Source organism: Streptomyces lincolnensis (assembly GCF_001685355.1).
GTDB classification, from domain to species: Bacteria; Actinomycetota; Actinomycetes; order Streptomycetales; family Streptomycetaceae; genus Streptomyces; species Streptomyces lincolnensis.
On sequence record NZ_CP016438.1, the window covers coordinates 6,297,003 to 6,320,220 of the forward strand.

Below are 23,218 nucleotides of genomic sequence, written 5' to 3' on the forward strand. Positions count from 1 at the left end.
CCGGGTCACCCACCGCGCCCGTGTGAGGCATGCGCCACAGTCGTCCGCCGAGGGGCGTCGGAAGGCCCTCAGCCGCCCGTCACCGCACTCGACGGCGGTGCCGTGGTGCCCGGGCGGGCCCGGACCTCGTCGGTGCACTCGTAGCGGCTCAGGGCCTCCGGCACCGGGCCGCCGAGGACGACCGAGCCGTCGCCCTCCGCCGCCGTGGAGTCGGAGAAGGTGCAGACCAACTGGGCCAGGGCGTAGGAGGTGAGATCCCCCGGCGGCACGCTCAGCCGCAGCGCGTCCTGCGGATCCCCGGGACGCGGCCCGCTCACCGTCATGCCGCCGCGCACGTCCGTGGAGTACCCGGCCTCCTTCTCCGCGGACGACGGCGTCGCCGCCAGCTCGTCCACCAGCCCCTGCGCCACCAGCACCCGCCGCGCCGAGTCCGCCGTACCCTCCGGGACCCGCACCAGCCGGTCCACGGCCACCAGCGACGAACCGCACAGCAGGAACACCTGCACCGGCAGCCCGCGCGAGGCCTGCGTGGAGACGTCCGGCTCGGACAGCGCGCAGCGCACCCGGGACGGCGCGGGACCGAAGTCGGTCGGCACCTCGGTGGCCCGGATGCCGCACCCGGCCAGCAGCAGGGCCAGCACGGGCACCGCCAGCAGGCGGCGTACGTTCATCGGGCGTCCCCGTTCTGGGAGGTCCTGGGCGTCCTGGAAGCCCTGGAGATCCTGGCGTCCTTCGCGTTCTTCGCGTCCTTCTCGCCCTCGGCGAGCTCCGCCGCGAGTTCCGAGGCGTCCTGGGGCAGCCGCAGCGTGAACACCGCGCCGCCCTCGGCGGAGTTGGCGGCGGTGATCTCGCCGCCGTGGATGTGGGCGTTCTCCAGGGCGATGGACAGGCCGAGTCCGCTGCCCTCGGAGCGGGGACGGGAGGCGCTCGCCTTGTAGAAGCGGTCGAAGACGTGCGGCAGGACGTCCTCGGGGATGCCGGGGCCGTGGTCGCGCACCTGGATGACGATCTCCGCGCCCTTGCCGTCCTCGGCCGCCGACTCGCGCACCGCGACCCGCACCGGCGAGCCGCCGTGCTTGAGCGCGTTGCCGATGAGGTTCGCCAGGATCACGTCCAGGCGGCGTGGGTCCAGGCGGGCGTGGATGCCGCGGTCGGCGTCCAGCTCCACCGCGTCCAGCCAGGCCCGCGCGTCGATGCACGCGGTGATCTGGTCGGCGAGTTCGACGTCGTCCAGGACCAGCCGCGCGGTGCCCGCGTCGAAGCGGGTGACCTCCATGAGGTTCTCGACCAGGTCGTTCAGCCGCCGGGTCTCGCTGACCACGAGCCGGACGGCCGGCTCGATCATCGGGTCCATGGACCCGGTCTCCGCCTCCAGCTCTTCTTCCAGGATCTCCGTCACGGCGGTGATCGCGGTGAGAGGCGTGCGCAGTTCATGGCTCATGTCCGCCACGAACCGCCGGGACGCGTCGTCCCGCGCCGCCATGTCGTCGACCCGCTTCTCCAGTGCCTCGGCCGCGTGGTTGAACGTCCTCGACAGATCCGCGAGTTCATCGGTCCCCGACACCCTCAGCCGGGTGTCGAGCCGCCCCTCGCCGAGCCGCCGGGCGGCGACCCCGAGGCGCTGCACCGGCTTCAGCACGGTCGTCGCTGCGGCCTGCGCGAGCAGCGCGGAGCCGATCAGCGCCAGCCCCGTGGCGATACCGAGCGACCAGGCGAGGGAGTTGAGGTCCTTCGCCTCCGGCTCCAGCGACTTCAGCATGTAGCCGGTCGGCCCGCCGTCGATCACCTTCGTGCCCGCCACCAGATACGGCGTGCCCTGGAGGGACACCCGTTGCCAATACAGGTGGTACGCGTACTTGTTGGTGGAGTTGACCGGCTGCCGCTTGTTCACCGCCTTGCGCAGCGACTCCGGCACGTCCTGGAGCGAGAAGCCGTTCAGGGCGCCGGAGTTGCCGTAGACCGTCCTGCCGTCGGCGTCCTGCGCGACCAGCAGCACGCTGAAGCGCTGGCTGCTGTTCGCCATCTGGCCCGCGGTGTGCTGGAGTTCGTCCTGCGAAGGGTTCCCGGGCAGCGCGCCCGCCCGGTTCTGCATCTCCTGCTCGAAGTCGCGCAGCACCGCGTCCTGGGTGCGGGTGAGCACCGCCTCGCGGTTGAGCCAGTAGGCGATCCCGGACGCGGACACGGCGGCCGTCAGCGCCACCAGCCCGAACACCACGACCAGACGCAGCCGCAGACTGGTGAACCGCAGCCGGGACCACACCCCTTTACGCGCCGCGAACCAGCCGCGGAACCCCCCGTGCGCTTCGGTCACTGAGGCGTGTCCAGCCGGTATCCGACGCCACGGACCGTACGGATCAGCGTCGGGGACGAGGGCACGTCCTCGACCTTGGCGCGCAGCCGCTGCACACAGGCGTCCACCAGCCGGGAGTCGCCCAGGTAGTCGTGCTCCCACACCAGCCGCAGCAACTGCTGCCGGGACAGCGCCTGGCCGGGCCGGCGGCTCAGCTCCAGCAACAGCCTGAGCTCGGTCGGGGTGAGCTGGAGGTCCTCGCCGTTCTTGGTCACGGTCATGGCCGCCCGGTCGATGACCAGGCTGCCGAAGCTCGCCGAGTCGTTCGACTCCCGCTCGCCGCGCCGCAGCACGGCCCGGATCCGGGCGTCCAGCACCCGTCCCTGCACGGGTTTGACGACATAGTCGTCGGCGCCGGACTCCAGCCCCACGACCACGTCGATGTCGTCGCTGCGCGCGGTCAGCAGAATGATCGGCAACTGGTCCGTGCGCCGGATGCGCCGGCACACCTCGAACCCGTCGATGCCGGGCAGCATCACATCCAGGACGATCAGGTCCGGCCGCTGCTCACGCAGCAGTTTCAGACCGTCCTCGCCGGTGGCAGCGGTGGCCACCCGATGTCCCTGGCGCGTCAGTGAGAGCTCCAGGGCCGTACGGATGGCGTCGTCGTCCTCGATCAGCAACAGGGAAGGCACGGGGCTCATTCTGGCCCATGGGGGTGCCGGGCTGCGACACCTGTCCGCTCACGGGCCGATACCTGTATTTCTACGGGCCCCTAGCGCTCTTGTCTGTGTGGGCACTGTGCGGAAGCTGGAAGCGACCTCCGAGGGGGCCCTGTGACAGGTCTGTGACAGTCGGCGGACACGGCGATGAAGGTGCCAGGGCAAGCTTCTCGGCACAGGCAAGGAAGCACCGCGGAACACTCGCGGAGCACCACCGCCTGAGCAGACCGAACACCGGAAGTCCACGACGGGGGGCGCGAGATGAACACGCTGCACAGCACCAGCACTAGCGCAGTGATCACGCGTCTGCACGACGTCGGCCGGGGTTCTGAGAAGTCCGGTGCCGTGAGCGGGCGGGGGTGCGCTCGCGGCACCGGGCGTCAGCACTCGACGTACATGTCGGTGGTTGACGCACGCACGGGGGAATCCGCGGCGGCAACCGCCGTGGGCACGGTGGGGGGAGCCGCGTACGGGGAGGCCACGGGGGAGCGTCGTTCGCTGTCGGAGGCGGAGTTCACCGCCTACGTCCAGGAGCGCCGCGCCTCCCTGTACGCCACCGCCTACCACCTCACCGGTGACCGCTTCGAGGCCGAGGACCTGCTCCAGAGCGCGCTGTTCTCGACCTACCGGGCATGGGACCGGATCAGTGACAAGGCGGCCGTCGGGGGATACCTGCGGCGGACGATGACCAATCTGCACATCAGCGCGTGGCGCCGCCGCAAGCTGAACGAATACCCGACCGAGGAACTGCCGGAGACGCCCGGCGACACGGACGCGATGCGCGGCACCGAACTGCGCGCCGTCCTGTGGCAGGCGCTGGCCCGGCTGCCCGAACTCCAGCGCACGATGCTGGTCCTGAGGTACTACGAGGGCCGCACCGACCCGGAGATCGCGGAGATCCTCGACATCAGTGTCGGCACGGTGAAGTCCAGCATCTGGCGGTCGCTCCGCCGGCTGCGTGAGGACGAGGTCCTCAGCTTCGGCCGTGACGAGGAGAACGCCTTCGGGGAGCTCGTCGCCTGAAGGTTGGGGGGGAAGCAAGTAACGGGGGAGCAGTAAAAAGGGGGGGCACCCGAAGATCTGGGGGGATCGACGGGTGCCACGGGGGACCAACCGGGGGGGGACCAACCCGGGGGGGAACACGGGGGAAGCACGGGGGAGCACGAAGAAGCGGGGCTGGAGGGCCGGGGGGTCCGTCCAGTCCCGCTTTCATGTGCTTTGTCGAGTACGGCGCTCAGGTCGTCGTCGGTGCCGCCGCCGGACGGCGGCCCACCGCGGCCGCGGCGAGCCGGCCGAGGGCCTCGTCCCGGTCGCAGGCGTGCGCGCCCAGCGAGGTCTGGCGGGCGATGATCGAACGCTCCTGACGCATCAGACGCCAGCCGCGGCGGAGCAGGAACGGGACCGACTTGCGGCCCTCCTTCAGATCACGCAGGAAGCGGCGGCGGAAGGTGCGCACCGCACCCCGGTTCAGACACAGCGCGTCGGCCAGCAGCCCCAGCTCCCGGCAGCGCTCCACGATCTCGGCCGCGAAGACGCCCTCCGCGATGAACAGCGGGGTCCGCCCGATGTCCACGGTCTCCTCGCCGGTGCGGGCGCTGAGCGAGATGTCGTAGGCGGGCACCTTCGTACGGCCCGTTCGGCACAGCTCCGCTATCGCGGCGACGGCGACGTCCGTGTCCCAGGAGTCCGGGTGGTCCCAGTCGATGTCCGTGCTCCCCGCCACCAGCGGCAGCGTCGGGTCGTCGCCCTCCTTGTAGAAGTCGTCCAGGCGCAGCACGGGAAGACCCGAGCGGGCGGCGACGAGGGACTTGCCCGAGCCCGAGGGGCCGCAGAGCAGCACGACACGGGCGGAGGTGGGGAGATGGATGCTCACGGGACACCAGTTTGACGTATTCCGTACGCCCTGCCGACCCCGCGGGTCGTCTTTGGAGCGCGCGTCACACCTCAACTACCCTTCGTGTCGACACGCTTACCCTGCGCACCAGAAGGTGGCACCAGCAATGGCACGACACACGTCCTCCCCGAACCCCACCGCCCAGCGCGCCCTGGTAGCCCTCGCCACCGCGGGGGTGGCCCTGGGCGCGGGCGCGGCGACGGCCGCCGCGGACACCGAGCCGGTGGTGGACGTGATGCGCACCCGCCCCACCTCGCTCGGCAGCATCGACCCGCAGTCCGGCCTCCAGTCCCTCACCGGCACCGTCGGCTACGTCACCGGCCCGGTCGCCGGCCTCAAGCCCAACCCGCTCGCGGGCACGGGCGTGGACCCGCTGGACAACGGCGTGGGCACCCAGCTCGCCGACTTCCAGCCGCTGACCTCGCAGGCCCTGACGGGGCCGGTCGCGCAGGCCCAGTCGATCGGGGGCATGCCGGTGGTGGGGCAGGTCGCGGGGCTGCTGAAGAACTGAGTGGTGCGGGAGCGGGAGGGCGGGGGGAACTGCGGACATCGGTCCGCAGTTCCCCCCGCCCCTTCACGTCAGTACGAGGAGCCGGATGCTCCCAGTGAACCCGTGGGGTGCCAGACCGTCTTCGTCTCCAGGAACGCCGTCATGCGGTCGATGCCCGGAGCCGCCGCCCAGTTGTCCACAGGCTGTGGACGGAGAACGCGCTTCAGGTTGTCGGCCGCGGCGATCTCCAGTTCCTTCGCCAGCGCTTCGTCGGCGCCGGCGCCCGCGAGATCGATCGCGTTGACGTCCTGGTGGGCCGCGAGGGGGGCCGCCAGCTCCGCCGTACGGCCCGAGAGGACGTTCACCACGCCGCCGGGGACGTCGGAGGTGGCCAGGACCTCGCCGAGGGAGAGGGCCGGGAGCGGGGAGTTCTCGCTCGCCACCACGACCGCCGTGTTGCCCGTGGCGATCACCGGGGCGAGGACCGAGACCAGGCCCAGGAAGGACGACTCCTGGGGGGCCAGGACCGCGACCACACCCGTCGGCTCCGGGGAGGAGAGGTTGAAGAACGGGCCCGCCACCGGGTTGCCGCCGCCCACCACCTGGGCGATCTTGTCGGTCCAGCCCGCGTACCAGACCCAGCGGTCGATCGTCGCGTCCACCTGGTCCGCCGCCTTGGACTTCGACAGGCCCTCGGCGTCGGCCACCTCGCGCACGAACTGCGCCTTGCGGCCCTCCAGCATCTCCGCGACGCGGTAGAGGACCTGGCCCCGGTTGTAGGCCGTCGCGCCGGACCAGCCGCCGAACGCCTTACGGGCGGCGACGACCGCGTCACGGGCGTCCTTGCGGGAGGACAGGGGCGCGTTCGCCAGCCAGTTGCCCTTCGAATCCGACACCTCGTACACCCGGCCGCTCTCGGAACGCGGGAACTTCCCGCCGACGTACAGCTTGTAGGTCTTCAGGACGGTGAGCCGATCAGACATCGAGGTACGCCTCCAGGCCGTGGCGGCCGCCCTCGCGGCCGAAGCCCGACTCCTTGTACCCGCCGAACGGCGAGGTCGGGTCGAACTTGTTGAACGTGTTGGACCAGACGACACCCGCGCGCAGCTTGTTCGCGACGGCGAGGATCCGGGAGCCCTTCTCGGACCAGATGCCGGCGGACAGGCCGTACTGCGTGTTGTTCGCCTTGGCGACCGCCTCGTCGGGCGTACGGAAGCTCAGCACCGACAGCACCGGGCCGAAGATCTCGTCGCGGGCGATGGTGTGCGCCTGGGTGACGTTCGTGAAGAGCGTCGGGGCGAACCAGTAGCCGGAGGACGGGAGTTCGCAGGCCGCGGACCAGCGTTCGGCGCCCTCCGCCTCGCCCGCCTCGACGAGCGTGGTGATGCGGGAGAGCTGTTCGGCGGAGTTGATCGCGCCGATGTCCGTGTTCTTGTCCAGCGGATCGCCGAGACGGAGCGTCGACAGACGGCGCTTGAGGGACTCCAGCAACTCGTCCTGGATCGACTCCTGCACCAGGAGCCGGCTGCCCGCGCAGCACACCTGGCCCTGGTTGAAGAAGATCCCGTTGACGATCCCCTCCACCGCCTGGTCGATCGGGGCGTCGTCGAAGACGATGTTGGCGCCCTTGCCGCCCAGTTCGAGGGTGAGCTTCTTGCGGCTGCCCGCGACCGTGCGGGCGATCTCCTTGCCGACGGCCGTGGAGCCGGTGAAGGCGACCTTGTTCACGTCCGGATGCCCGACCAGCGCGGCGCCCGTGTCGCCGTATCCCGGAAGGATGTTGACGACACCCCTGGGCAGGCCCGCCTGACGGCAGATGTCCGCGAAGAACAGGGCGGACAGGGGGGTGGTCTCGGCGGGCTTCAGCACCACCGTGTTGCCCGTCGCCAGCGCCGGGGCGATCTTCCACGCCAGCATCAGGAGCGGGAAGTTCCACGGGATGACCTGGCCGGCCACGCCGAGGGGCCGCGGTGAGGTGCCGAAGCCGGCGTGGTCGAGCTTGTCGGCCCAGCCCGCGTAGTAGAAGAAGTGCGCGGCGACCAGGGGGAGGTCGGCGTCCCTCGTCTCCTTGATGGGCTTGCCGTTGTCCAGGGTCTCCAGGACGGCGAGCTCGCGGCTGCGCTCCTGGATGATCCGGGCGATGCGGAACAGGTACTTGGCGCGCTCGGAACCGGGCAGCGCCGACCACTTCTCGAAGGCCTTGCGGGCGGCCTTCACCGCGCGGTCGACGTCCGCCTCGCCCGCCTGGGCGATCTCGGAGAGGACCTCCTCGGTGGCGGGGGAGACCGTCTTGAAGACTTTGCCGTCGGCCGCCTCCGTGAACTCCCCGTCGATGAACAGGCCGTAGGAGGGCGCGATGTCGACGACGGAGCGGGACTCGGGAGCGGGTGCGTACTCGAAAGCGGATGCAGATGCGGATGCCATGGTGATCAGTCCACCGTCACGTAGTCGGGGCCGGAGTAGCGGCCGGTGGCCAGCTTCTGACGCTGCATCAGCAGGTCGTTCAGGAGCGAGGAGGCGCCGAAGCGGAACCAGTGGTTGTCCAGCCAGTCCTCGCCGACGGTCTCGTTGACCAGCACGAGGAACTTGATCGCGTCCTTGGTCGTGCGGATGCCGCCTGCGGGCTTCACGCCGATCTGCACGCCGGTCTGCGCACGGAAGTCGCGCACGGCCTCCAGCATCAACAGGGTGTTCGCGGGAGTGGCGTTCACCGCCACCTTGCCGGTCGACGTCTTGATGAAGTCCGCCCCGGCCAGCATGCCGAGCCAGCTCGCGCGGCGGATGTTGTCGTACGTCGACAGCTCGCCGGTCTCGAAGATGACCTTCAGACGGGCGCTGGTCCCGCAGGCCTCCTTCACGGCGACGATCTCGTCGTACACCTTCATGTAGTTGCCCGCGAGGAACGCGCCGCGGTCGATGACCATGTCGATCTCGTCGGCGCCCGCGGCGACCGCGTCACGGACGTCGGCCAGCTTCACGGCGAGCGCGGCGCGGCCCGCCGGGAAGACGGTGGCGACCGAGGCGACCTTCACGGTCGAGCCGGCGACGGCCTCCTTGGCGGCGGGCACCATGTCGGGATAGACGCAGACGGCCGCGGTCGCGGGGGTCGTACGGTCGGTCGGGTCGGGGCGGACCGCCTTGGCGCCGAGCGCCCGGACCTTGCCCGGGGTGTCCGCGCCTTCCAGCGTGGTCAGGTCGACCATCGAGATGGCGAGGTCGATCGCGTACGCCTTCGCGGTCGTCTTGATGGAACGGGTGCCGAGCGAGGCGGCGCGCGCCTCCAGGCCGACCGCGTCGACGCCGGGCAGCCCGTGGAGGAAGCGGCGCAGCGTGCCGTCGGACGCGGTGACGTCGGCGAGAGCTCGTGCGGCGGGTGAAGTGGTGGGCATGGTCACCAGACGAGCATATCTACGCGCGTAGCGGCTGTACACCCCGGAGAGTCGGTTCCTGGGCGGGCCCTACGACGGGCCCCGTGGACCCCACCGTGAGGAGGTGATCGTGAGGCGGCCGTGAGGCGGTCGTTCCCCCGCCACGGGGCTGAGGCAGAATCGGGGGCATGACGACCCCGGACCCCCAGTACAAGGAGCGCGTGCACCGCTCGGCCGCCGCCATCGCCGGCGGTGTCCTGCTCCTCGGCATCGCCTGCTGGCTCGGCGTCGACGCGATCGCCGCCGGGAAGGGCAGCACGCCCTGGCGGGCCCTCGCCGCGCTGCTGCTCGTGGTTCCGCTGGTCACCGCCTTCACCCTGCGGCCCGCCGTCTTCGTCGGCCAGGACCGGCTGCGCGTCCGCAACCCCTTCCGGATCATCGTGCTGCCCTGGGGGCAGATCGAGACCCTGCGCTCCGGGTACTCCAACGAGGCGCTGACCAAGTCCGGCGCGAAGTTCCAGCTGTGGGCCATTCCGGTGTCGCTGCGGGCCCGGAACAAGGCGGCTCGGCGGGAGGCGCGGCGGGTGGCGCAGGGGGGTGGGCCGCTCGGGGTCGGCTCCGGTGCCCGGGCGGTTCCCGACGGGCCTGTACGGGCCGAGAGCGATCGGGCGATGGATGAGCTGCGGGAGCTGCTCGAAGCCCGGGGGGCGGAGGAGTCGGCGCAGGGGGAGATTGTCGTGCGGTGGGCCTATGAGGTGGTGGGGCCGGCTGTGGCGGGGGCTGTGTTGTTGGGGATTCTGCTCGTGGTGGGCTGAGGTCGGCTTCGGTATCGGCTTCGGCTTTGGCTTCGGTATCGGCTTTGGCTTTGCCTTCGCTTTATCTTTGTCTTTGTCTTTGCCTTTGGCGGTGGCTTGCGGGCGGTGGTGGGCTCAGCTTTACGGGGCCGCAGGCCACACCAGTGCCATGTACGCGCTGCCGTACGCTCCGCACGTCACCGCCGCCGTCAGCATCAGGACGCGGTGGCGGGCCGAGGCCCGGGACAGGTGCAGGGCGAGCGGGAGCAGCAGCGGGAACGCCGGCAGGAGGAAGCGGGCGCGCGGGAAGTACACGCCGCCGCTCATCAGCACGATCGCCAGCAGAACGCCCGTGAAGACCAGCAGCGCGAACGGCTGGCGGTCCCACACCGACAGGACGAAGAGCACGGCCGCCACCAGCAGCGTCAGTGTCACCGTCACCAGGAACAGCTGCGGGGCGGGGTTGTTCAGCAGCACCTCCCGCATCCTGCGCAGGGTGTACCTGCCGCCGTCCAACTCGTTGTGCCACAGCCGCTGTACGGCGAAATAGCCGTCCCAGCGGCCCAGCCTCAGGCCCACCCAGCCGACGTATCCGCACCAGCCCAGCGGGGCGACGACCGCGGCCACGAGTGTGCGGGGCTCGAACCTGCGGTGGCGGGCCACGGTGAGCAGGGCGGTGAGCGAGACCGCTGCCGCTACGGCGATCCCCGTCGGGCGGGTCAGGCCCGCGCACGCGGCCAGCGTGCCCGCCCACAGCCAGCGGCCGGTCAGGACGGCGTACAGCGACCAGGCGGCGCACGCCGTGAACAGGGATTCCGTGTAGCCCATCCACTGCACCAGGCCCACCGGGAGCGCCGCCCAGAGAGTGGTCAGGAGGACGCCCGTACGGCGGCCGTGCAAATGGTCGCCGACCTTGAACACACCCCACGCCGCGATGAACGACGACACCACCGCGATGGCCAGGCCGGTGCTCGCCCGGCTGCCGGGCGTGATCACCGCGACCGTCTTCATCAGGTACGGGTACAGCGGGAAGAACGCCAGGTTGTTCGCGTCGTACCGGGCGCCGAGGTCGTGCGCGTAGCCGTGGTCGGCGATCCCGAGATACCAGTCCGCGTCCCACTGCGTGGCCAGGATCGGCCAGACGGGCTGGTGCTCGTGGTGGGCCCAGACGGTGAGGAGGAGCAGGCTCGTCGTGCGTACGGCGAGGTAGGCGAGGAGGGCGGGGGTTGCGTGGCGGAGGGCCTGTCTTGCCCGGGGGGCTCGGGGGGTTCGGGCAGCTTGGGCGGCTCGGGGGCGGTCTGTGGGGGTGGCTGCGGTCGTCTGTCCGGGGGGTCGGGTGGTCGGGATGTGTCCGCCGACGGTGGTTTTGGGGGTGGTCGGGGGCACGGCTGGCTCCAGGGTGGGTCGGGGGGCGCTTGCGGACCACCGTTGCCCGGGGGTGGGGCGGGGTGGGGAGCCTGGGTCAATGCGCCGCGGTAAATCACCCGATGGAGTGGGTTGGGCTGGGCTGGATTGGGCTGCGTTGTGGTGGGTTGCGTTGTGCTGGGCTGGGGCTGTTTCCCCAGCCCGTTCAGATGCCTGCGGCCCTGGACAGGTCCTGCTTGATCGTGGTGAGGAGCGTTGTCGCCCTGGTGCGGGCCGCCGGGAGGTCGGCGTGCGAACCCACCGGGATCACCACCTCCAGGTAGCACTTCAGCTTCGGCTCCGTGCCGCTCGGGCGGACGATGACCCTGGCGCCGTCCAGCGTGTAGCGCAGGCCGTCGGTGGGGGGAAGCTGCGCGGTGCCCCGGGTGAGGTCGTCGGCGCGGGTGATGGGCAGGCCCGCGAGGTGGGTCGGGGGGTGCTCGCGGAGGCGGTCCATCGCGGCGGTGATCAGGGACAGGTCCTCGACGCGGACCGAGAGCTGGTCCGTCGCGTGCAGGCCGTGCTCCACCGCGAGGTCGTCCAGCAGGTCGAGGAGGGTACGGCCCTCCTCCTTGAGCGTCGAGGCCAGTTCCGTGATCAGGAGGGCCGCGGTGATGCCGTCCTTGTCGCGTACGCCCTCGGGGTCGACGCAGTAGCCGAGCGCCTCCTCATAGCCGTAGCGCAGGCCCTCGACGCGGGCGATCCACTTGAAGCCGGTGAGGGTCTCCTCGTAGGGGAGACCCGTCTTCTCGGCGATCCTGCGCAGGAGGGAGGAGGAGACGATGGACTCGGCGAAGGTGCCCTGCGCTCCGCGGGCGACCAGGTGGGCTGCGAGCAGGGCGCCCACCTCGTCGCCCCTCAGCATGCGCCAGGCGTCGTCTTCGTTGCCTTCGTTGTCTTCCTTTACGGCCACCGCGCAGCGGTCCGCGTCCGGGTCGTTGGCGATGATCAGGTCCGGGTTCGTCTCGCGGGCCACCGCGAAGGCGAGGTCCATCGCGCCGGGCTCTTCCGGGTTGGGGAAGGCGACGGTCGGGAAGTCCGGGTCGGGGTCCGCCTGTTCGTTGACCAGCGTGGGCGGCGGGAAGCCCGCGCGGGTGAAGGCGGCGAGGAGGGTGTCCTTGCCTACGCCGTGCATCGCCGTGTAGACGGTGCGGGCCGTGCGGGGGGAGGTGGGGGTGAGTACGGCGTCCGTGCGGGCCAGGTAGGCGTCCAGGACGGCGTCGTCGAGGGTGTCCCAGCCGGTGGTGGGGCGGGGGACGTCGTTGAGGGTGGTGATCGCCGCGATCTCCGCCGCGATCTGCGCGTCGGCGGGCGGGACGATCTGGGAGCCGTCGCCCAGGTAGACCTTGTAGCCGTTGTCGCGGGGCGGGTTGTGGCTGGCGGTGACCTCTACGCCGGCTACGGCGCCCAGGTGCCTTATGGCGTACGCCAGGACGGGGGTGGGGAGGGGGCGGGGGAGGACGGCCGCTCTGAGGCCGGCGCCGGTCATGACGGCTGCGGTGTCCCTGGCGAAGTCGGCGGACTTGTGGCGGGCGTCGTAGCCGATGACGACCAGGCCGTTGGTGTGGCCCTGCTGGGTGAGGTGGGCGGCGAGGCCGGCGGCTGCGCGGATGACGACGGAGCGGTTCATGCGCATGGGGCCGGCGCCGAGTTCGCCTCTCAGGCCCGCGGTGCCGAACTGGAGGGTGCCGGCGAAGCGTGCGGTGAGCTCTTGGACGTCCTCGGCGTCGATCAGCTTGGCGAGTTCGGCGCGGGTTTCCGCGTCGGGGTCCTCGGTCAGCCATGCCTTGGCTCGGGCGATGAGGTCGTCATGCACGGTCGGTCAGCCCTCTCGTCTTCTCGTTGTGGGTGCCTGTGGATGCCTGCGGCGCGCTGTGCGGGTCCGGTGGGGGCGGGTGTAGCGCCCACGGTTGTGTGGTGGGTCGGGGCCGGGGCGGGGGGTCTCCGTCCTCGGTCCGGCGGTGCTGTGTCTTCTAGCTGTGCTGCGTGTTGGACGCCGGACGCTGCGGGCGGACACCCCCCGCCCCGTCCCCTTGCCGCCGTGGGCGGCTGAGACGCCCACGGCCCGGAGGGTGCCTCATGCCGGAGGGCGACTTCCGCTTGTTAGGGGCGCGGGGAACTGCGCGACCAGCCACGACGGACCCGCAGCCGCCATACGACCGAACAAGGCACCCCAGACGGCGAGACCTGGACGTCCGACTCATGGCAACCGCACCCATCTCAGGGGCGCGGGGAACTGCGCGACCAGCCCCCACCCACCCGCAGACAACACACGACCTCACACCGCACCCCGCAGAGCGAAACGCACCCCGTGACGCGAACCGTAAGTCTAGAGACGGGCCAGGACCTGGGTGAGGAGGGAACCCATGCGGGTGGCGCTGTCGCGGCCGGCCTGGAGGACCTCCTCGTGGTTGAGGGGCTCGCCGGTCATGCCGGCGGCGAGGTTGGTGACGAGGGAGATGCCGAGGATCTCGGCGCCGGCCTCGCGGGCGGCGATCGCTTCGAGGACCGTGGACATGCCGACGAGATCCGCGCCGATGACGCGGGCCATGCGGATCTCGGCCGGGGTCTCGTAGTGCGGGCCGGGGAACTGGGCGTAGACGCCCTCTTCGAGGGTGGGGTCGACCTCCTTGCACAGGGCGCGCAGGCGGGGGGAGTAGAGGTCGGTGAGGTCGACGAAGTTGGCGCCGATGATGGGGCTGGTCGCCGTGAGGTTGATGTGGTCGCTGATCAGGACGGGCTGGCCGGGGCGCATGCCCTCGCGGAGGCCGCCGCAGCCGTTGGTGAGGATGATCGTCTTGCAGCCGGCCGACACCGCGGTGCGGACGCCGTGGGCGACGGCGGCGACGCCGCGGCCCTCGTAGTAGTGCGTGCGGCCCAGGAAGACCAGCGCGCGCTTGGCGCCGAGGGTGTACGAGCGGATCTTGCCTCCGTGGCCCTCGACGGCGGGGGGCGGGAAACCGGGAAGCTCCGTCACCTGGAGGTCGGCGTCGGGAGTGCCCAGGGCGTCCACGGCGGGGGCCCAGCCGGAGCCCATCACGAGGGCGACGTCGTGGGTCTCGGCGCCGGTCAGCTCGCGCAGGCGCGCGGCGGCGGCGTCGGCGGCGGCGTGAGGATCGCCCTGGATGTCGTCCGGAAGAAGAGATGCGTTCACGCGAAGAGGGTAGCCGGTTTGGGCCTACGCGCGTAGATGACAGAGCCCACGGGATGGCGATCGTTGTCTTGTCGTTTCCAACAGAGGGGCGGTCGGCTCGCTACTCGTCGGTGACGAGGATGTCCTTGTCGTTGAAGACCTCGACGATGAAAATCAGCAGTCGCCCTCGACTGACCGTGTACTCCACGAGGACGTTCTGGGTGAGACGGATCGTGCGGTCGTCGCCGGTGGAGCTTATGGGGCGTGAGACCGAGAGGAAGGGATCGCGGGCCAACAGGGCGATGCCCTTGTCGAACGCCGTGCGCTGGCGGTCTTCGAGTCGGTCACGGGCCTCGGCGGCCTGCACCGTGTAGTAGACGTCGTACGTGGTGGGGGCCATGCGCTCTCCCGTTGTGCGTCGGTCTCTCAAGTCTAGGAGCCGGCTCCGTCAGCAGGGCCGCTTGCGCAGTTCCATCACGTAATCGTGTGGTGCCCCCGCCGATTCCGCCGCGTCGGCGATCTCGCCCAGGTAGCGGGCCGAGGGGAGGCCGCCCTCGTAGGCGTTGAGGACGTAGGTCCAGGCCGGCTCCTGGCCGTCGAGGGTGTGGACGCGGATGCGGGCGCGGCGGTAGATGTTCAGGCCGACGCCCACCCAGCGGTCCATGGAGTCCTCGTCCAGGGGCGCGATGTCGTAGAGGGCGACGAAGACCTGGGCGTCCGGATCCTCGACCAGGGTCGCCAGGGCTCCCTCCCAGCCCATGTGCTCGCCGCCGAAGGAGAGCCGCCAGCCGTTCAGCCAGCCCGTCGCGCGCAGCGGTGAGTGCGGGGCGCGGCGGGACATCAGCCGGGCGTCGAGGTTGCCGGAGTACGCGGCATAGAGCGACATGGGGAGAGGGTACGACAGGGCCATCGGCGGCCACTCCCGTAACAGTGGTATCTCGGGCGGGCCCCCGGACGGTGGCACGGTGAGTCGTGCGGGACAATGGAGTACGTGACTCGGATCGTGATCATCGGTGGCGGACCCGGCGGATACGAGGCGGCCCTGGTGGCCGCCCAACTCGGCGCGGAGGTGACCGTCGTCGATTGCGACGGTCTGGGCGGGGCGTCGGTGCTCACCGACTGCGTGCCGTCGAAGACCCTTATCGCCACGGCTGAGGTGATGACCACCTTCGACTCCTCGTACGAGGAGCTGGGGATCATCGTCGCCGACGACACCCCGCCCATGGAGCAGGCCGCCCGGGTGGTCGGGGTCGACCTGGGGAAGGTCAACCGGCGTGTGAAGCGGCTCGCGCTGGCCCAGTCGCACGACATCACCGCGAGTGTGACGCGGGCCGGGGCGCGGGTGCTCCGGGGACGTGGGCGGCTTGAGGGCATGCAGGCCCTGGACGGGTCGCGGAAGGTCGTCGTGCGGGCCGCGGACGGGAGCGAGGAGACTCTCGTCGCGGATGCCGTTCTCATCGCGACCGGTGGGCATCCTCGTGAGCTGCCCGACGCCCAGCCCGACGGTGAGCGGATCCTGAACTGGACCCAGGTGTACGACCTGACCGAGCTCCCGGAGGAGCTCATCGTGGTCGGGTCCGGTGTGACCGGTGCCGAGTTCGCCGGTGCCTACCAGGCGCTGGGCTCGAAGGTCACGCTGGTGTCGTCCCGGGACCGGGTGCTGCCCGGTGAGGACCCGGACGCCGCCGCCGTACTGGAGGAGGTCTTCCGGCGGCGCGGCATGAACGTCATGGCCCGCTCCCGTGCGCAGTCCGCCAAGAGGGTCGGCGACCGGGTGGAGGTCACCCTGGCGGACGGGCGGGTCATCAGCGGCTCGCACTGTCTGATGGCCGTCGGCGCCATTCCCAACAGCGCCGGGATGGGGCTGGAGGAGGCCGGGGTCAAGCTGCGCGAGTCGGGTCACATCTGGACCGACAAGGTCTCCAGGACCTCAGCTCCCGGTGTGTACGCCGCCGGTGACGTGACCGGGGTGTTCGCGCTGGCCTCGGTGGCGGCCATGCAGGGCCGTATCGCCATGTACCACTTCCTGGGTGACGCGGTGGCCCCGCTGAACCTGAAGACCGTCTCGTCGAACGTCTTCACCGATCCCGAGATCGCCACCGTCGGATACACCCAGGCCGACGTCGACGGCGGGAAGATCGACGCCCGCATGGTGAAACTGCCCCTGCTGCGCAACCCGCGCGCGAAGATGCAGGGCATCCGGGACGGGTTCGTCAAGATCTTCTGCCGGCCGGGGACCGGAATCGTGGTCGGCGGTGTCGTGGTCGCGCCGCGCGCCTCCGAACTGATCCATCCCATCTCGATCGCCGTCGACAACAATCTGACCGTCGAACAGATCGCGAACGCGTTCACCGTTTACCCCTCCCTTTCGGGCTCGATCGCCGAGGTGGCACGGCAGTTGCACACCCGGAAGGACACGAGCGAGGGCTGACGGCCGAAAGCGATTGCCCGCTGGTCACAGGGAGTTGTCGAGCATTCGTGCGGCATAGTCGGCGGGCGTAACCCCTATACCACTTCCCGCCCTCCTGTGCGAACAACTTCTGCTATTCGGCGCAAACTGCTGAAAGCAGACGGTCGTTGGGGTTACTGTCAGTTTCGTGTTCGCTGCAGAACGTCGCCAATTGATCCTCGAAATGGTGCGAGCGAACGGGGCCGTGTCGCTCCGTGAGCTCGCCCGCGTCGTCCAGACCTCCGAAGTGACCGTACGGCGGGACGTGCGCGCACTGGAGGCAGAAGGACTCCTCGACCGCCGACATGGCGGTGCGGTATTGCCGGGCGGTTTTACGCGGGAGTCCGGCTTTCCGCAGAAATCACATCTCGCGACCGCCGAGAAGACGGCCATCGCCGATCTCGCCGCGAGCTTCGTCGAAGAGGGCGAAGCCATCGTGGTCGGTGCGGGTACCACCACGCAGGAACTGGCACGCCGGCTCGCCCGGGTGCCCGGGCTGACCGTCGTCACCAACTCGCTGCTGGTGGCCCAGGCACTGGCCCATGCGAACCGGGTGGAAGTCGTGATGACCGGCGGCACCCTGCGCGGCTCCAACTACGCGCTCGTCGGCAGCGGTGCCGAACAGTCCCTCCAGGGGCTCAGGGTGTCGCGGGCCTTCATCTCCGGGAGCGGGCTCACCGCCGAGCGCGGGCTCTCCACGTCCAACATGCTGTCGGCGTCCGTCGACCGGGCGCTGGTCCAGGCCGCCGCCGAGGTCGTCGTCCTCGCCGACCACACCAAGCTGGGCACGGACACCATGTTCCAGACCGTGCCGACCGATCTGATCACGCGGCTGGTGACCGACGAGCCGCCCGGGCACGACGACCGTGCCGGCACGGAGCTTCAGGCGCTCGCCGACCAGGGGGTGCAGATCGCCGTGGCCGGTGCGTCGGAGAACCCGGGGGGTGATCGGGTCCCGGCGCGGCAGCAACAGCGCCGGGACGTGGCCCTGCCGGGGCCTCGCCGGGGTCAGGTCCAGGGCACCGCTCCCGGGTTGCGTACGGCCGCGGTGCTGGGCGAGCAGACTCCGGCCACGGAACGGGCTCGGGTCGCCGATCTTCGCCGGCGCTGAGGCCGGCGGCGCACAGAGAACGAAGCGCCCTGCCGACCGTTGCTCCGGTCCGCAGGGCGCCTCGGGGTGCCGTACTGGATGTCGTACGGCTCAGTCCTTGATCTCGCAGATCGGGGCGCCGGAGGTGAGGGACGCGCCGACGTCCGCGGTCAGGCCCTTGATGGTGCCGGACTTGTGGGCATTCAGCGGCTGTTCCATCTTCATGGCCTCCAGGACGACGATCAGGTCGCCCTCCTTGACCTCCTGGCCCTCCTCGACCGCGACCTTGACGATCGTGCCCTGCATGGGTGAGGCGAGGGTGTCGCCGGAGGCGACGGGGCCGGACTTCTTGGCCGCGCGGCGCTTGGGCTTGGCACCGGCGGCGAGGCCGGTGCGGGCCAGGGACATGCCGAGGGAGACCGGGAGGGAGACCTCCAGGCGCTTGCCGCCGACCTCGACGACGACCGTCTCACGGCCCGGCTCGTCCTCCGCGTCCACGTCGGCGGGGGCCGCGAAGGGCTTGATCTCGTTGACGAACTCCGTCTCGATCCAACGGGTGTGGACCGTGAAGGGGTCCTCGCCACCGGTGAGCTCGGGTGCGAACGCCGGGTCCCTGACCACCGCGCGGTGGAAGGGGATGGCGGTGGCCATGCCCTCGACCTGGAACTCCTCCAGGGCGCGGGCGGCCCGCTGAAGGGCCTGCTCGCGGGTGGCGCCGGTGACGATCAGCTTGGCCAGCAGGGAGTCCCAGGCCGGGCCGATGACGCTGCCGGACTCCACGCCCGCGTCCAGGCGGACGCCCGGGCCGGACGGCGGGGCGAAGGTGGTGACGGTTCCGGGGGCCGGGAGGAAGCCGCGGCCCGGGTCCTCGCCGTTGATGCGGAACTCGAAGGAGTGGCCGCGCAGCTCCGGGTCGCCGTAGCCGAGCTCCTCGCCGTCGGCGATGCGGAACATCTCACGCACCAGGTCGATGCCGGCGACCTCCTCGGTGACCGGGTGCTCGACCTGGAGCCGGGTGTTGACCTCCAGGAAGGAGATCGTGCCGTCGGCCCCGACGAGGAACTCGACCGTGCCGGCGCCGACGTAGCCGGCCTCCTTGAGGATGGCCTTCGAGGAGGCGTACAGCTCGGCGACCTGCGCCTCGGACAGGAACGGCGCCGGGGCCTCCTCGACCAGCTTCTGGTGGCGGCGCTGGAGGGAGCAGTCACGGGTGGAGACCACGACCACGTTGCCGTGGCTGTCGGCCAGGCACTGCGTCTCCACGTGGCGGGGCTTGTCGAGGTAGCGCTCGACGAAGCACTCGCCGCGGCCGAAGGCGGCGACCGCCTCACGGACCGCCGAGTCGTACAGCTCCGGAACCTCTTCGAGGGTGCGGGCGACCTTCAGACCGCGGCCGCCACCGCCGAAGGCGGCCTTGATGGCGATCGGCAGGCCGTGCTCCCGGGCGAAGGCGACGACCTCCTCGGCACCGGAGACCGGGTCCGGAGTACCGGCGACCAGCGGGGCACCGGCGCGCTGGGCGATGTGCCGGGCGGCGACCTTGTCACCGAGGTCCCGGATGGCCTGCGGGGGCGGGCCGATCCAGATCAGGCCCGCGTCCAGGACCGCCTGGGCGAACTCGGCGTTCTCCGAGAGGAAGCCGTAGCCCGGGTGGATGGCGTCGGCGCCGGACTCGCGCGCCGCGTTCAGCACCTTCTGGATGTCCAGATAGCTGGTCGCCGGAGTGTCACCGCCCAGGGCGAACGCCTCATCCGCGGCGCGGACATGCAGAGCGTCCCGGTCCGGGTCGGCGTAGACGGCCACGCTCGCGATGCCGGCATCCCGGCAGGCCCGGGCCACGCGGACAGCGATTTCGCCACGGTTGGCGATGAGCACCTTGCGCACGATTGAGGCTCCCTCCTTGAAACAAGCCGAGTTTAGGGACTGCCGACACGGCGCATCGACCCGTCCCCAGTGGTGAGCTTGCCCACACGGAGCGTGATGCCAGGCTCGCTCCACCCGCGAAATCCCTTGTCGCACCTAGGTACGCAGGACTCCTCCCGGAAACCCTAGCCCTCCTCTGTGGTCAAGGTCTCTGTGAGAGCGTGCTGCGGACCACTCCGTTTCTTTGTGGAGTCCCTACGAACGGACCAATGATTCTTTGCCGTCCGCCGAACCCTTGTCCCGCGGTTTACCCGTTAGTAGCGTTCAGGATGTCTCGAACGTACTTGGGGTAACTGACGTCCGCCTCGGACGGCACTCGAAAAGCTCGGAAGTGGGTGGGGCCCGGTGGTGCGCAGACCGGTGGCGTGGATCGTGGCGGTGGTGCTGTTCGTCGAGGCGCTCGGCGTCGCCGCACTCAACTGGTTCCTCGGGGTGGTCGTCGACCGTCAGGACATGTCCCTCGCCGGACTCGACCCGGACGTGATGTCGGCGTCCTCGAAGATCGGCGGCATCGTCTTCGGCCTCTACTTCGCCTTCTGCGGCCTGGTCGCGCTGCTGGTCGCCCTCCGCGACCGCCGCCCGGCCGGCCTCGGCCGCATCCTGCTGATCAGCGCGGCGGTCGTGCACGGCCTGCTGGGCGCGTTCGCCTGGGGGCTGATGGGCTGGCCCGAGTTCCTGTTCATGGTCGTCGTCCTGGCACTGATCGTGCTGCTCCTGATGACCTACGACGGCCAGGAGAGCCCCGCGGCCGCGGAGCCCCAGGACAGCGTGCCCGGCGGCGAGGGCGGTGCCGGCTCCCCGGCCGAGGACGGGGGCTCGCCCCTCACGCCTGCGCCGGCGCCCACAGCTCCGTGATGCCGACGCCCAGTTCGGCCAGCAGTTTCCGGACGAGGGGCAGGCTGATGCCGATCACATTGCCGTGGTCCCCGTCGATGCCGTCGATGAACGGGGCCGAACGGCCGTCCAGCGTGAACGCCCCGGCCACGTAGAGGGGTTCGCCCGAGGCGACGTACGCGGCGACCTCCTCGTCGGTCGGTTCCCCGAAGTGGACGACGGTGGAGGCGGTGGCCGAGACGTACCGGCCGGTGGCCGTGTCGTAGACGCAGTGGCCGGTCTGGAGCGTGCCCGCCCGGCCGCGCATCGCCTTCCAGCGGGCGGTGGCCTCCTCGGCGTCCGCCGGCTTGCCCAGGGCCTGGCCGTCCAGGTCGAGCACCGAGTCGCAGCCGATCACCAGCGCGCGGGTTGCCTCTGGCAGTGCGGCGACGACTGATGCCTTGGCTTCCGCGAGAGCGAGGGCCAGTTCGGCGGGAGTGGGGGCGCTGACGGCGTCCTCGTCGACGCCGCTGACGATGACCTCGGGGGTCAGACCCGCCTGGCGGAGGAGGTTCAGCCGGGCGGGGGACTGGGAGGCGAGGATGAGTCGGCGGCGGGGCTGATCAGTCATGCGGTCAGGGTATCCGCGCGCCTTATTTCACGCCGAGCACGATCATCGCGAGCACCATGGCCAACGCCAGGAACAGGCCCAGTCTGCGCAGCATGTCCTGCATGTCGCGCAGTTCCTCGGGCGGCTCGTTCTCGGGGTCGGACCACAGCATGCCCCTAGCGTGGGGCTTGGCGGGGGGTGGGCGCCTGAGTACGGGTACTCAAATCGGCGCCCCGGGTTCCAGTTGCCGTGCGCGGTTCCCCGCGCCCCTGGGTGGGTCGTGGCTACCCCGGCCAATATGTGCGGGTCCATGCTGTGGGTCCCGGCTGGGGCAGGCGGTGGCTCGCGATCCTCGACGGGTCGGACCACCCGTCCTTCGTCGACGGTTCGGCGCCGGGCGGTTCTGCCACCGCCGCGGCGCGGGCGCGGACCACCGCCAGGGCGGCGGCCAGCTCCTCGGGGGTCGGATTGCCTCGTACGACCTTGATGTTCATGACGGCTCCCAGCCGGCCTAGAGGGGAATGTTGCCGTGCTTCTTCGGGGGCAGGGACTCCCGCTTGGTGCGGAGCTGACGCAGGCCGCGCACGACGTGCCGACGGGTGTCGGACGGCATGATCACGGAGTCGATGTAGCCGCGTTCGGCGGCGACGTAGGGGTTGAGGAGGGCGTCCTCGTACTCCTGGATCAGCCGGGCACGGACCGCTTCCAGATCCTCGCCGCCCGCCTGGGCCTCCGCGAGTGTGCGGCGGTGCAGGATGTTGACCGCGCCCTGGGCGCCCATGACGGCGATCTGGGCGGTGGGCCAGGCGAGGTTGATGTCGGCGCCGAGGTGCTTGGAGCCCATGACGTCGTAGGCGCCGCCGAAGGCCTTGCGGGTGATCACGGTGATCAGGGGGACGGTGGCCTCGGCGTAGGCGTAGATCAGCTTGGCGCCGCGGCGGATGATGCCGTCGTGCTCCTGGTCGACGCCGGGCAGGAAGCCGGGCACGTCGACGAAGGTGATGACCGGGACGTTGAAGGCGTCGCAGGTGCGCACGAAACGCGCGGCCTTCTCGCTCGCCCTGATGTCGAGGCAGCCCGCGAACTGCATCGGCTGGTTGGCCACGATGCCGACCGGACGGCCCTCGACCCGCCCGAAGCCGGTGAGGATGTTCGGCGCGAACAGGGGCTGCGTCTCGAAGAACTCGGCGTCGTCCAGGACGTGTTCGATCACCGAGCGCATGTCGTACGGCTGGTTCGCCGAGTCGGGCACGATCGCGTCCAGCTCGCGGTCCTCGTCGGTGACGGCGAGGTCGGCCTCCTCGGCGTAGACCGGGGGCTCGGAGAGGTTGTTGGACGGCAGGTACGACAGCAGCTGCTTGACGTACTCGATGGCGTCCTTCTCGTCCCCGGCCATGTGGTGCGCCACACCGGAGGCGGAGTTGTGGGTGCGGGCGCCGCCCAGCTCCTCGAAGCCGACGTCCTCACCGGTGACCGTCTTGATGACGTCCGGGCCGGTGATGAACATGTGCGAGGTCTGGTCGACCATCACGGTGAAGTCGGTGATCGCGGGGGAGTACACGGCACCGCCCGCGCACGGGCCGACGACCAGCGAGATCTGCGGGATGACACCACTCGCGTGGGTGTTGCGGCGGAAGATCTCGCCATAGGCGCCCAGCGAGGCCACGCCCTCCTGGATCCGCGCCCCGCCGGAGTCGTTGATGCCGATGACCGGGCAGCCGGTCTTCAGCGCGAAGTCCATCACCTTGACGATCTTCTGGCCGTAGACCTCGCCCAGCGCGCCGCCGAAGACGGTGAAGTCCTGGGAGAACACGGCGACGGGGCGGCCGTCGACGGTTCCGTACCCGGTCACGACACCGTCGCCGTAGGGGCGGTTGGCGTCCAGGCCGAAGTTGGTGGAGCGGTGGCGGGCGAACTCGTCCAGCTCGACGAAGGAGTCCTCGTCCAGAAGGAGTTCGATGCGCTCACGGGCCGTCAACTTGCCCTTGGCGTGCTGCTTCTCGACGGCGCGTGCGGAGCCGGCGTGCGTCGCTTCCTCGATGCGGCGCTGGAGATCCGCGAGCTTGCCCGCGGTGGTGTGGATGTCGATCCCCTGGGACTGCTGGGTCTCGTGACGCTCTTCCGGCTCGGACATCGGGATGCGGCTCCCTGCCTGCTCAAAAGGGGGGACGGTTACTCATCCGTAGCGTAGTGGGGTGCCTCCGCATCAGCAGTGCGGCGTTTACCACACCTAGGGTG

Annotated in this window: 23 protein-coding genes; 6 read left to right on the plus strand and 17 right to left on the minus strand. The window is 70.5% G+C overall.

Annotation, left to right across the window (positions count from 1 at the left end):
• Positions 1-68: 68 nt before the first annotated feature.
• From SLINC_RS28185 to afsQ1, 3 genes are read right to left on the minus strand one after another with little or no spacing between them, the layout of a single operon-like run.
• Complete coding sequence (locus SLINC_RS28185) at positions 69-671, minus strand: hypothetical protein (protein ID WP_067438447.1); 603 nt, start codon at positions 669-671, stop codon at positions 69-71.
• Positions 668-2,311, minus strand: a complete 1,644-nt coding sequence (locus tag SLINC_RS28190; protein WP_079164757.1) for a sensor histidine kinase — start codon at positions 2,309-2,311, stop codon at positions 668-670. Before SLINC_RS28190 ends, SLINC_RS28185 begins: the two co-directional genes overlap by 4 nt.
• Positions 2,308-2,985, minus strand: a complete 678-nt coding sequence (gene afsQ1, locus SLINC_RS28195) for a two-component system response regulator AfsQ1 (protein ID WP_037782740.1) — start codon at positions 2,983-2,985, stop codon at positions 2,308-2,310. The genes SLINC_RS28190 and afsQ1 overlap by 4 nt, the downstream gene beginning before the upstream one ends.
• 288 nt (positions 2,986-3,273) lie before the next feature.
• Here afsQ1 and SLINC_RS28200 point away from each other — a divergent pair, with 288 nt between their 5' ends.
• On the plus strand, positions 3,274-4,035 hold the full coding sequence (locus tag SLINC_RS28200) for a SigE family RNA polymerase sigma factor (protein WP_067438449.1): 762 nt from the start codon (positions 3,274-3,276) through the stop codon (positions 4,033-4,035).
• A gap of 211 nt (positions 4,036-4,246) precedes the next feature.
• Here the strand turns inward: SLINC_RS28200 and SLINC_RS28205 are convergent, their stop codons facing one another.
• On the minus strand, positions 4,247-4,885 hold the full coding sequence (locus SLINC_RS28205; protein WP_067438452.1) for a uridine kinase family protein: 639 nt from the start codon (positions 4,883-4,885) through the stop codon (positions 4,247-4,249).
• Positions 4,886-5,012: 127 nt separating this feature from the next.
• Between SLINC_RS28205 and SLINC_RS28210 the strand changes: the two genes are divergently transcribed.
• Positions 5,013-5,417, plus strand: coding sequence for a hypothetical protein (locus SLINC_RS28210; protein WP_067438455.1), 405 nt, complete (start codon positions 5,013-5,015; stop codon positions 5,415-5,417).
• Positions 5,418-5,485: 68 nt separating this feature from the next.
• Here SLINC_RS28210 and SLINC_RS28215 read toward each other — a convergent pair whose 3' ends face one another.
• Genes SLINC_RS28215 through deoC form a run of 3 tightly spaced genes read right to left on the minus strand, consistent with a single transcriptional unit; the run spans position 5,486 to position 8,785 of the window.
• Complete coding sequence (locus SLINC_RS28215) at positions 5,486-6,379, minus strand: aldehyde dehydrogenase family protein (RefSeq protein WP_067438456.1); 894 nt, start codon at positions 6,377-6,379, stop codon at positions 5,486-5,488.
• A complete protein-coding gene (locus tag SLINC_RS28220; RefSeq protein ID WP_067438459.1) occupies positions 6,372-7,820 on the minus strand; it encodes an aldehyde dehydrogenase family protein in 1,449 nt (482 codons plus the stop codon). The genes SLINC_RS28215 and SLINC_RS28220 overlap by 8 nt, the downstream gene beginning before the upstream one ends.
• 5 nt (positions 7,821-7,825) lie before the next feature.
• Positions 7,826-8,785: a deoxyribose-phosphate aldolase gene (gene deoC, locus SLINC_RS28225; protein ID WP_067438461.1), complete on the minus strand. Its 960-nt coding sequence runs from the start codon at positions 8,783-8,785 to the stop codon at positions 7,826-7,828.
• A 167-nt stretch (positions 8,786-8,952) separates the two neighbouring features.
• Between deoC and SLINC_RS28230 the strand changes: the two genes are divergently transcribed.
• Positions 8,953-9,579 carry a PH domain-containing protein gene (locus SLINC_RS28230; RefSeq protein ID WP_067438463.1) on the plus strand — a complete coding sequence of 209 codons (627 nt, stop codon included), beginning with the start codon at positions 8,953-8,955 and terminating at the stop codon, positions 9,577-9,579.
• A gap of 120 nt (positions 9,580-9,699) precedes the next feature.
• On the opposite strand, the gene SLINC_RS28235 is transcribed toward SLINC_RS28230, so the two are convergent.
• From SLINC_RS28235 to SLINC_RS28255, 5 genes are all read right to left on the minus strand, one after another.
• Positions 9,700-10,944, minus strand: coding sequence for a glycosyltransferase family 39 protein (locus SLINC_RS28235; protein ID WP_107406686.1), 1,245 nt, complete (start codon positions 10,942-10,944; stop codon positions 9,700-9,702).
• Between the two features lie 184 nt (positions 10,945-11,128).
• Positions 11,129-12,778, minus strand: coding sequence for a phospho-sugar mutase (locus SLINC_RS28240; protein ID WP_067438465.1), 1,650 nt, complete (start codon positions 12,776-12,778; stop codon positions 11,129-11,131).
• Positions 12,779-13,291: 513 nt separating this feature from the next.
• On the minus strand, positions 13,292-14,116 hold the full coding sequence (locus SLINC_RS28245; protein WP_067438468.1) for a purine-nucleoside phosphorylase: 825 nt from the start codon (positions 14,114-14,116) through the stop codon (positions 13,292-13,294).
• A 100-nt stretch (positions 14,117-14,216) separates the two neighbouring features.
• Positions 14,217-14,495, minus strand: coding sequence for a hypothetical protein (locus SLINC_RS28250; protein WP_067438471.1), 279 nt, complete (start codon positions 14,493-14,495; stop codon positions 14,217-14,219).
• Positions 14,496-14,543: 48 nt separating this feature from the next.
• Complete coding sequence (locus tag SLINC_RS28255; RefSeq protein ID WP_067445790.1) at positions 14,544-14,981, minus strand: gamma-glutamylcyclotransferase family protein; 438 nt, start codon at positions 14,979-14,981, stop codon at positions 14,544-14,546.
• Positions 14,982-15,077: 96 nt separating this feature from the next.
• Between SLINC_RS28255 and SLINC_RS28260 the strand changes: the two genes are divergently transcribed.
• Both SLINC_RS28260 and SLINC_RS28265 read left to right on the plus strand, forming a co-directional pair.
• A complete protein-coding gene (locus SLINC_RS28260; protein ID WP_067438473.1) occupies positions 15,078-16,526 on the plus strand; it encodes an NAD(P)H-quinone dehydrogenase in 1,449 nt (482 codons plus the stop codon).
• Positions 16,527-16,716: 190 nt separating this feature from the next.
• A complete protein-coding gene (locus SLINC_RS28265) occupies positions 16,717-17,655 on the plus strand; it encodes a DeoR/GlpR family DNA-binding transcription regulator (RefSeq protein WP_225988507.1) in 939 nt (312 codons plus the stop codon).
• Between the two features lie 90 nt (positions 17,656-17,745).
• Here the strand turns inward: SLINC_RS28265 and SLINC_RS28270 are convergent, their stop codons facing one another.
• Entirely contained in the window at positions 17,746-19,518 is a 1,773-nt protein-coding gene (locus SLINC_RS28270; RefSeq protein WP_067438480.1) for an acetyl/propionyl/methylcrotonyl-CoA carboxylase subunit alpha, read from the minus strand.
• 384 nt (positions 19,519-19,902) lie between these two features.
• Here SLINC_RS28270 and SLINC_RS28275 point away from each other — a divergent pair, with 384 nt between their 5' ends.
• The gene (locus SLINC_RS28275) at positions 19,903-20,412 is read left to right on the plus strand and encodes a hypothetical protein (protein ID WP_079164759.1); all 510 of its coding nucleotides are present in this window, start codon (positions 19,903-19,905) and stop codon (positions 20,410-20,412) included.
• Here SLINC_RS28275 and SLINC_RS28280 read toward each other — a convergent pair.
• The 4 genes from SLINC_RS28280 to SLINC_RS28285 all read right to left on the minus strand — a co-directional run bounded on the left by SLINC_RS28280 (position 20,381) and on the right by SLINC_RS28285 (position 23,114).
• The gene (locus SLINC_RS28280) at positions 20,381-21,001 is read right to left on the minus strand and encodes a Maf family protein (RefSeq protein WP_067438486.1); all 621 of its coding nucleotides are present in this window, start codon (positions 20,999-21,001) and stop codon (positions 20,381-20,383) included. The two genes, SLINC_RS28275 and SLINC_RS28280, sit on opposite strands and share 32 nt — an antisense overlap.
• 22 nt (positions 21,002-21,023) lie before the next feature.
• A complete protein-coding gene (mmpB, locus tag SLINC_RS50070; RefSeq protein ID WP_107406687.1) occupies positions 21,024-21,152 on the minus strand; it encodes a morphogenic membrane protein MmpB in 129 nt (42 codons plus the stop codon).
• Between the two features lie 112 nt (positions 21,153-21,264).
• A complete protein-coding gene (locus tag SLINC_RS46295; RefSeq protein WP_079164760.1) occupies positions 21,265-21,474 on the minus strand; it encodes an acyl-CoA carboxylase subunit epsilon in 210 nt (69 codons plus the stop codon).
• A gap of 17 nt (positions 21,475-21,491) precedes the next feature.
• Entirely contained in the window at positions 21,492-23,114 is a 1,623-nt protein-coding gene (locus SLINC_RS28285; protein WP_067438488.1) for an acyl-CoA carboxylase subunit beta, read from the minus strand.
• Positions 23,115-23,218 lie beyond the last annotated feature (104 nt).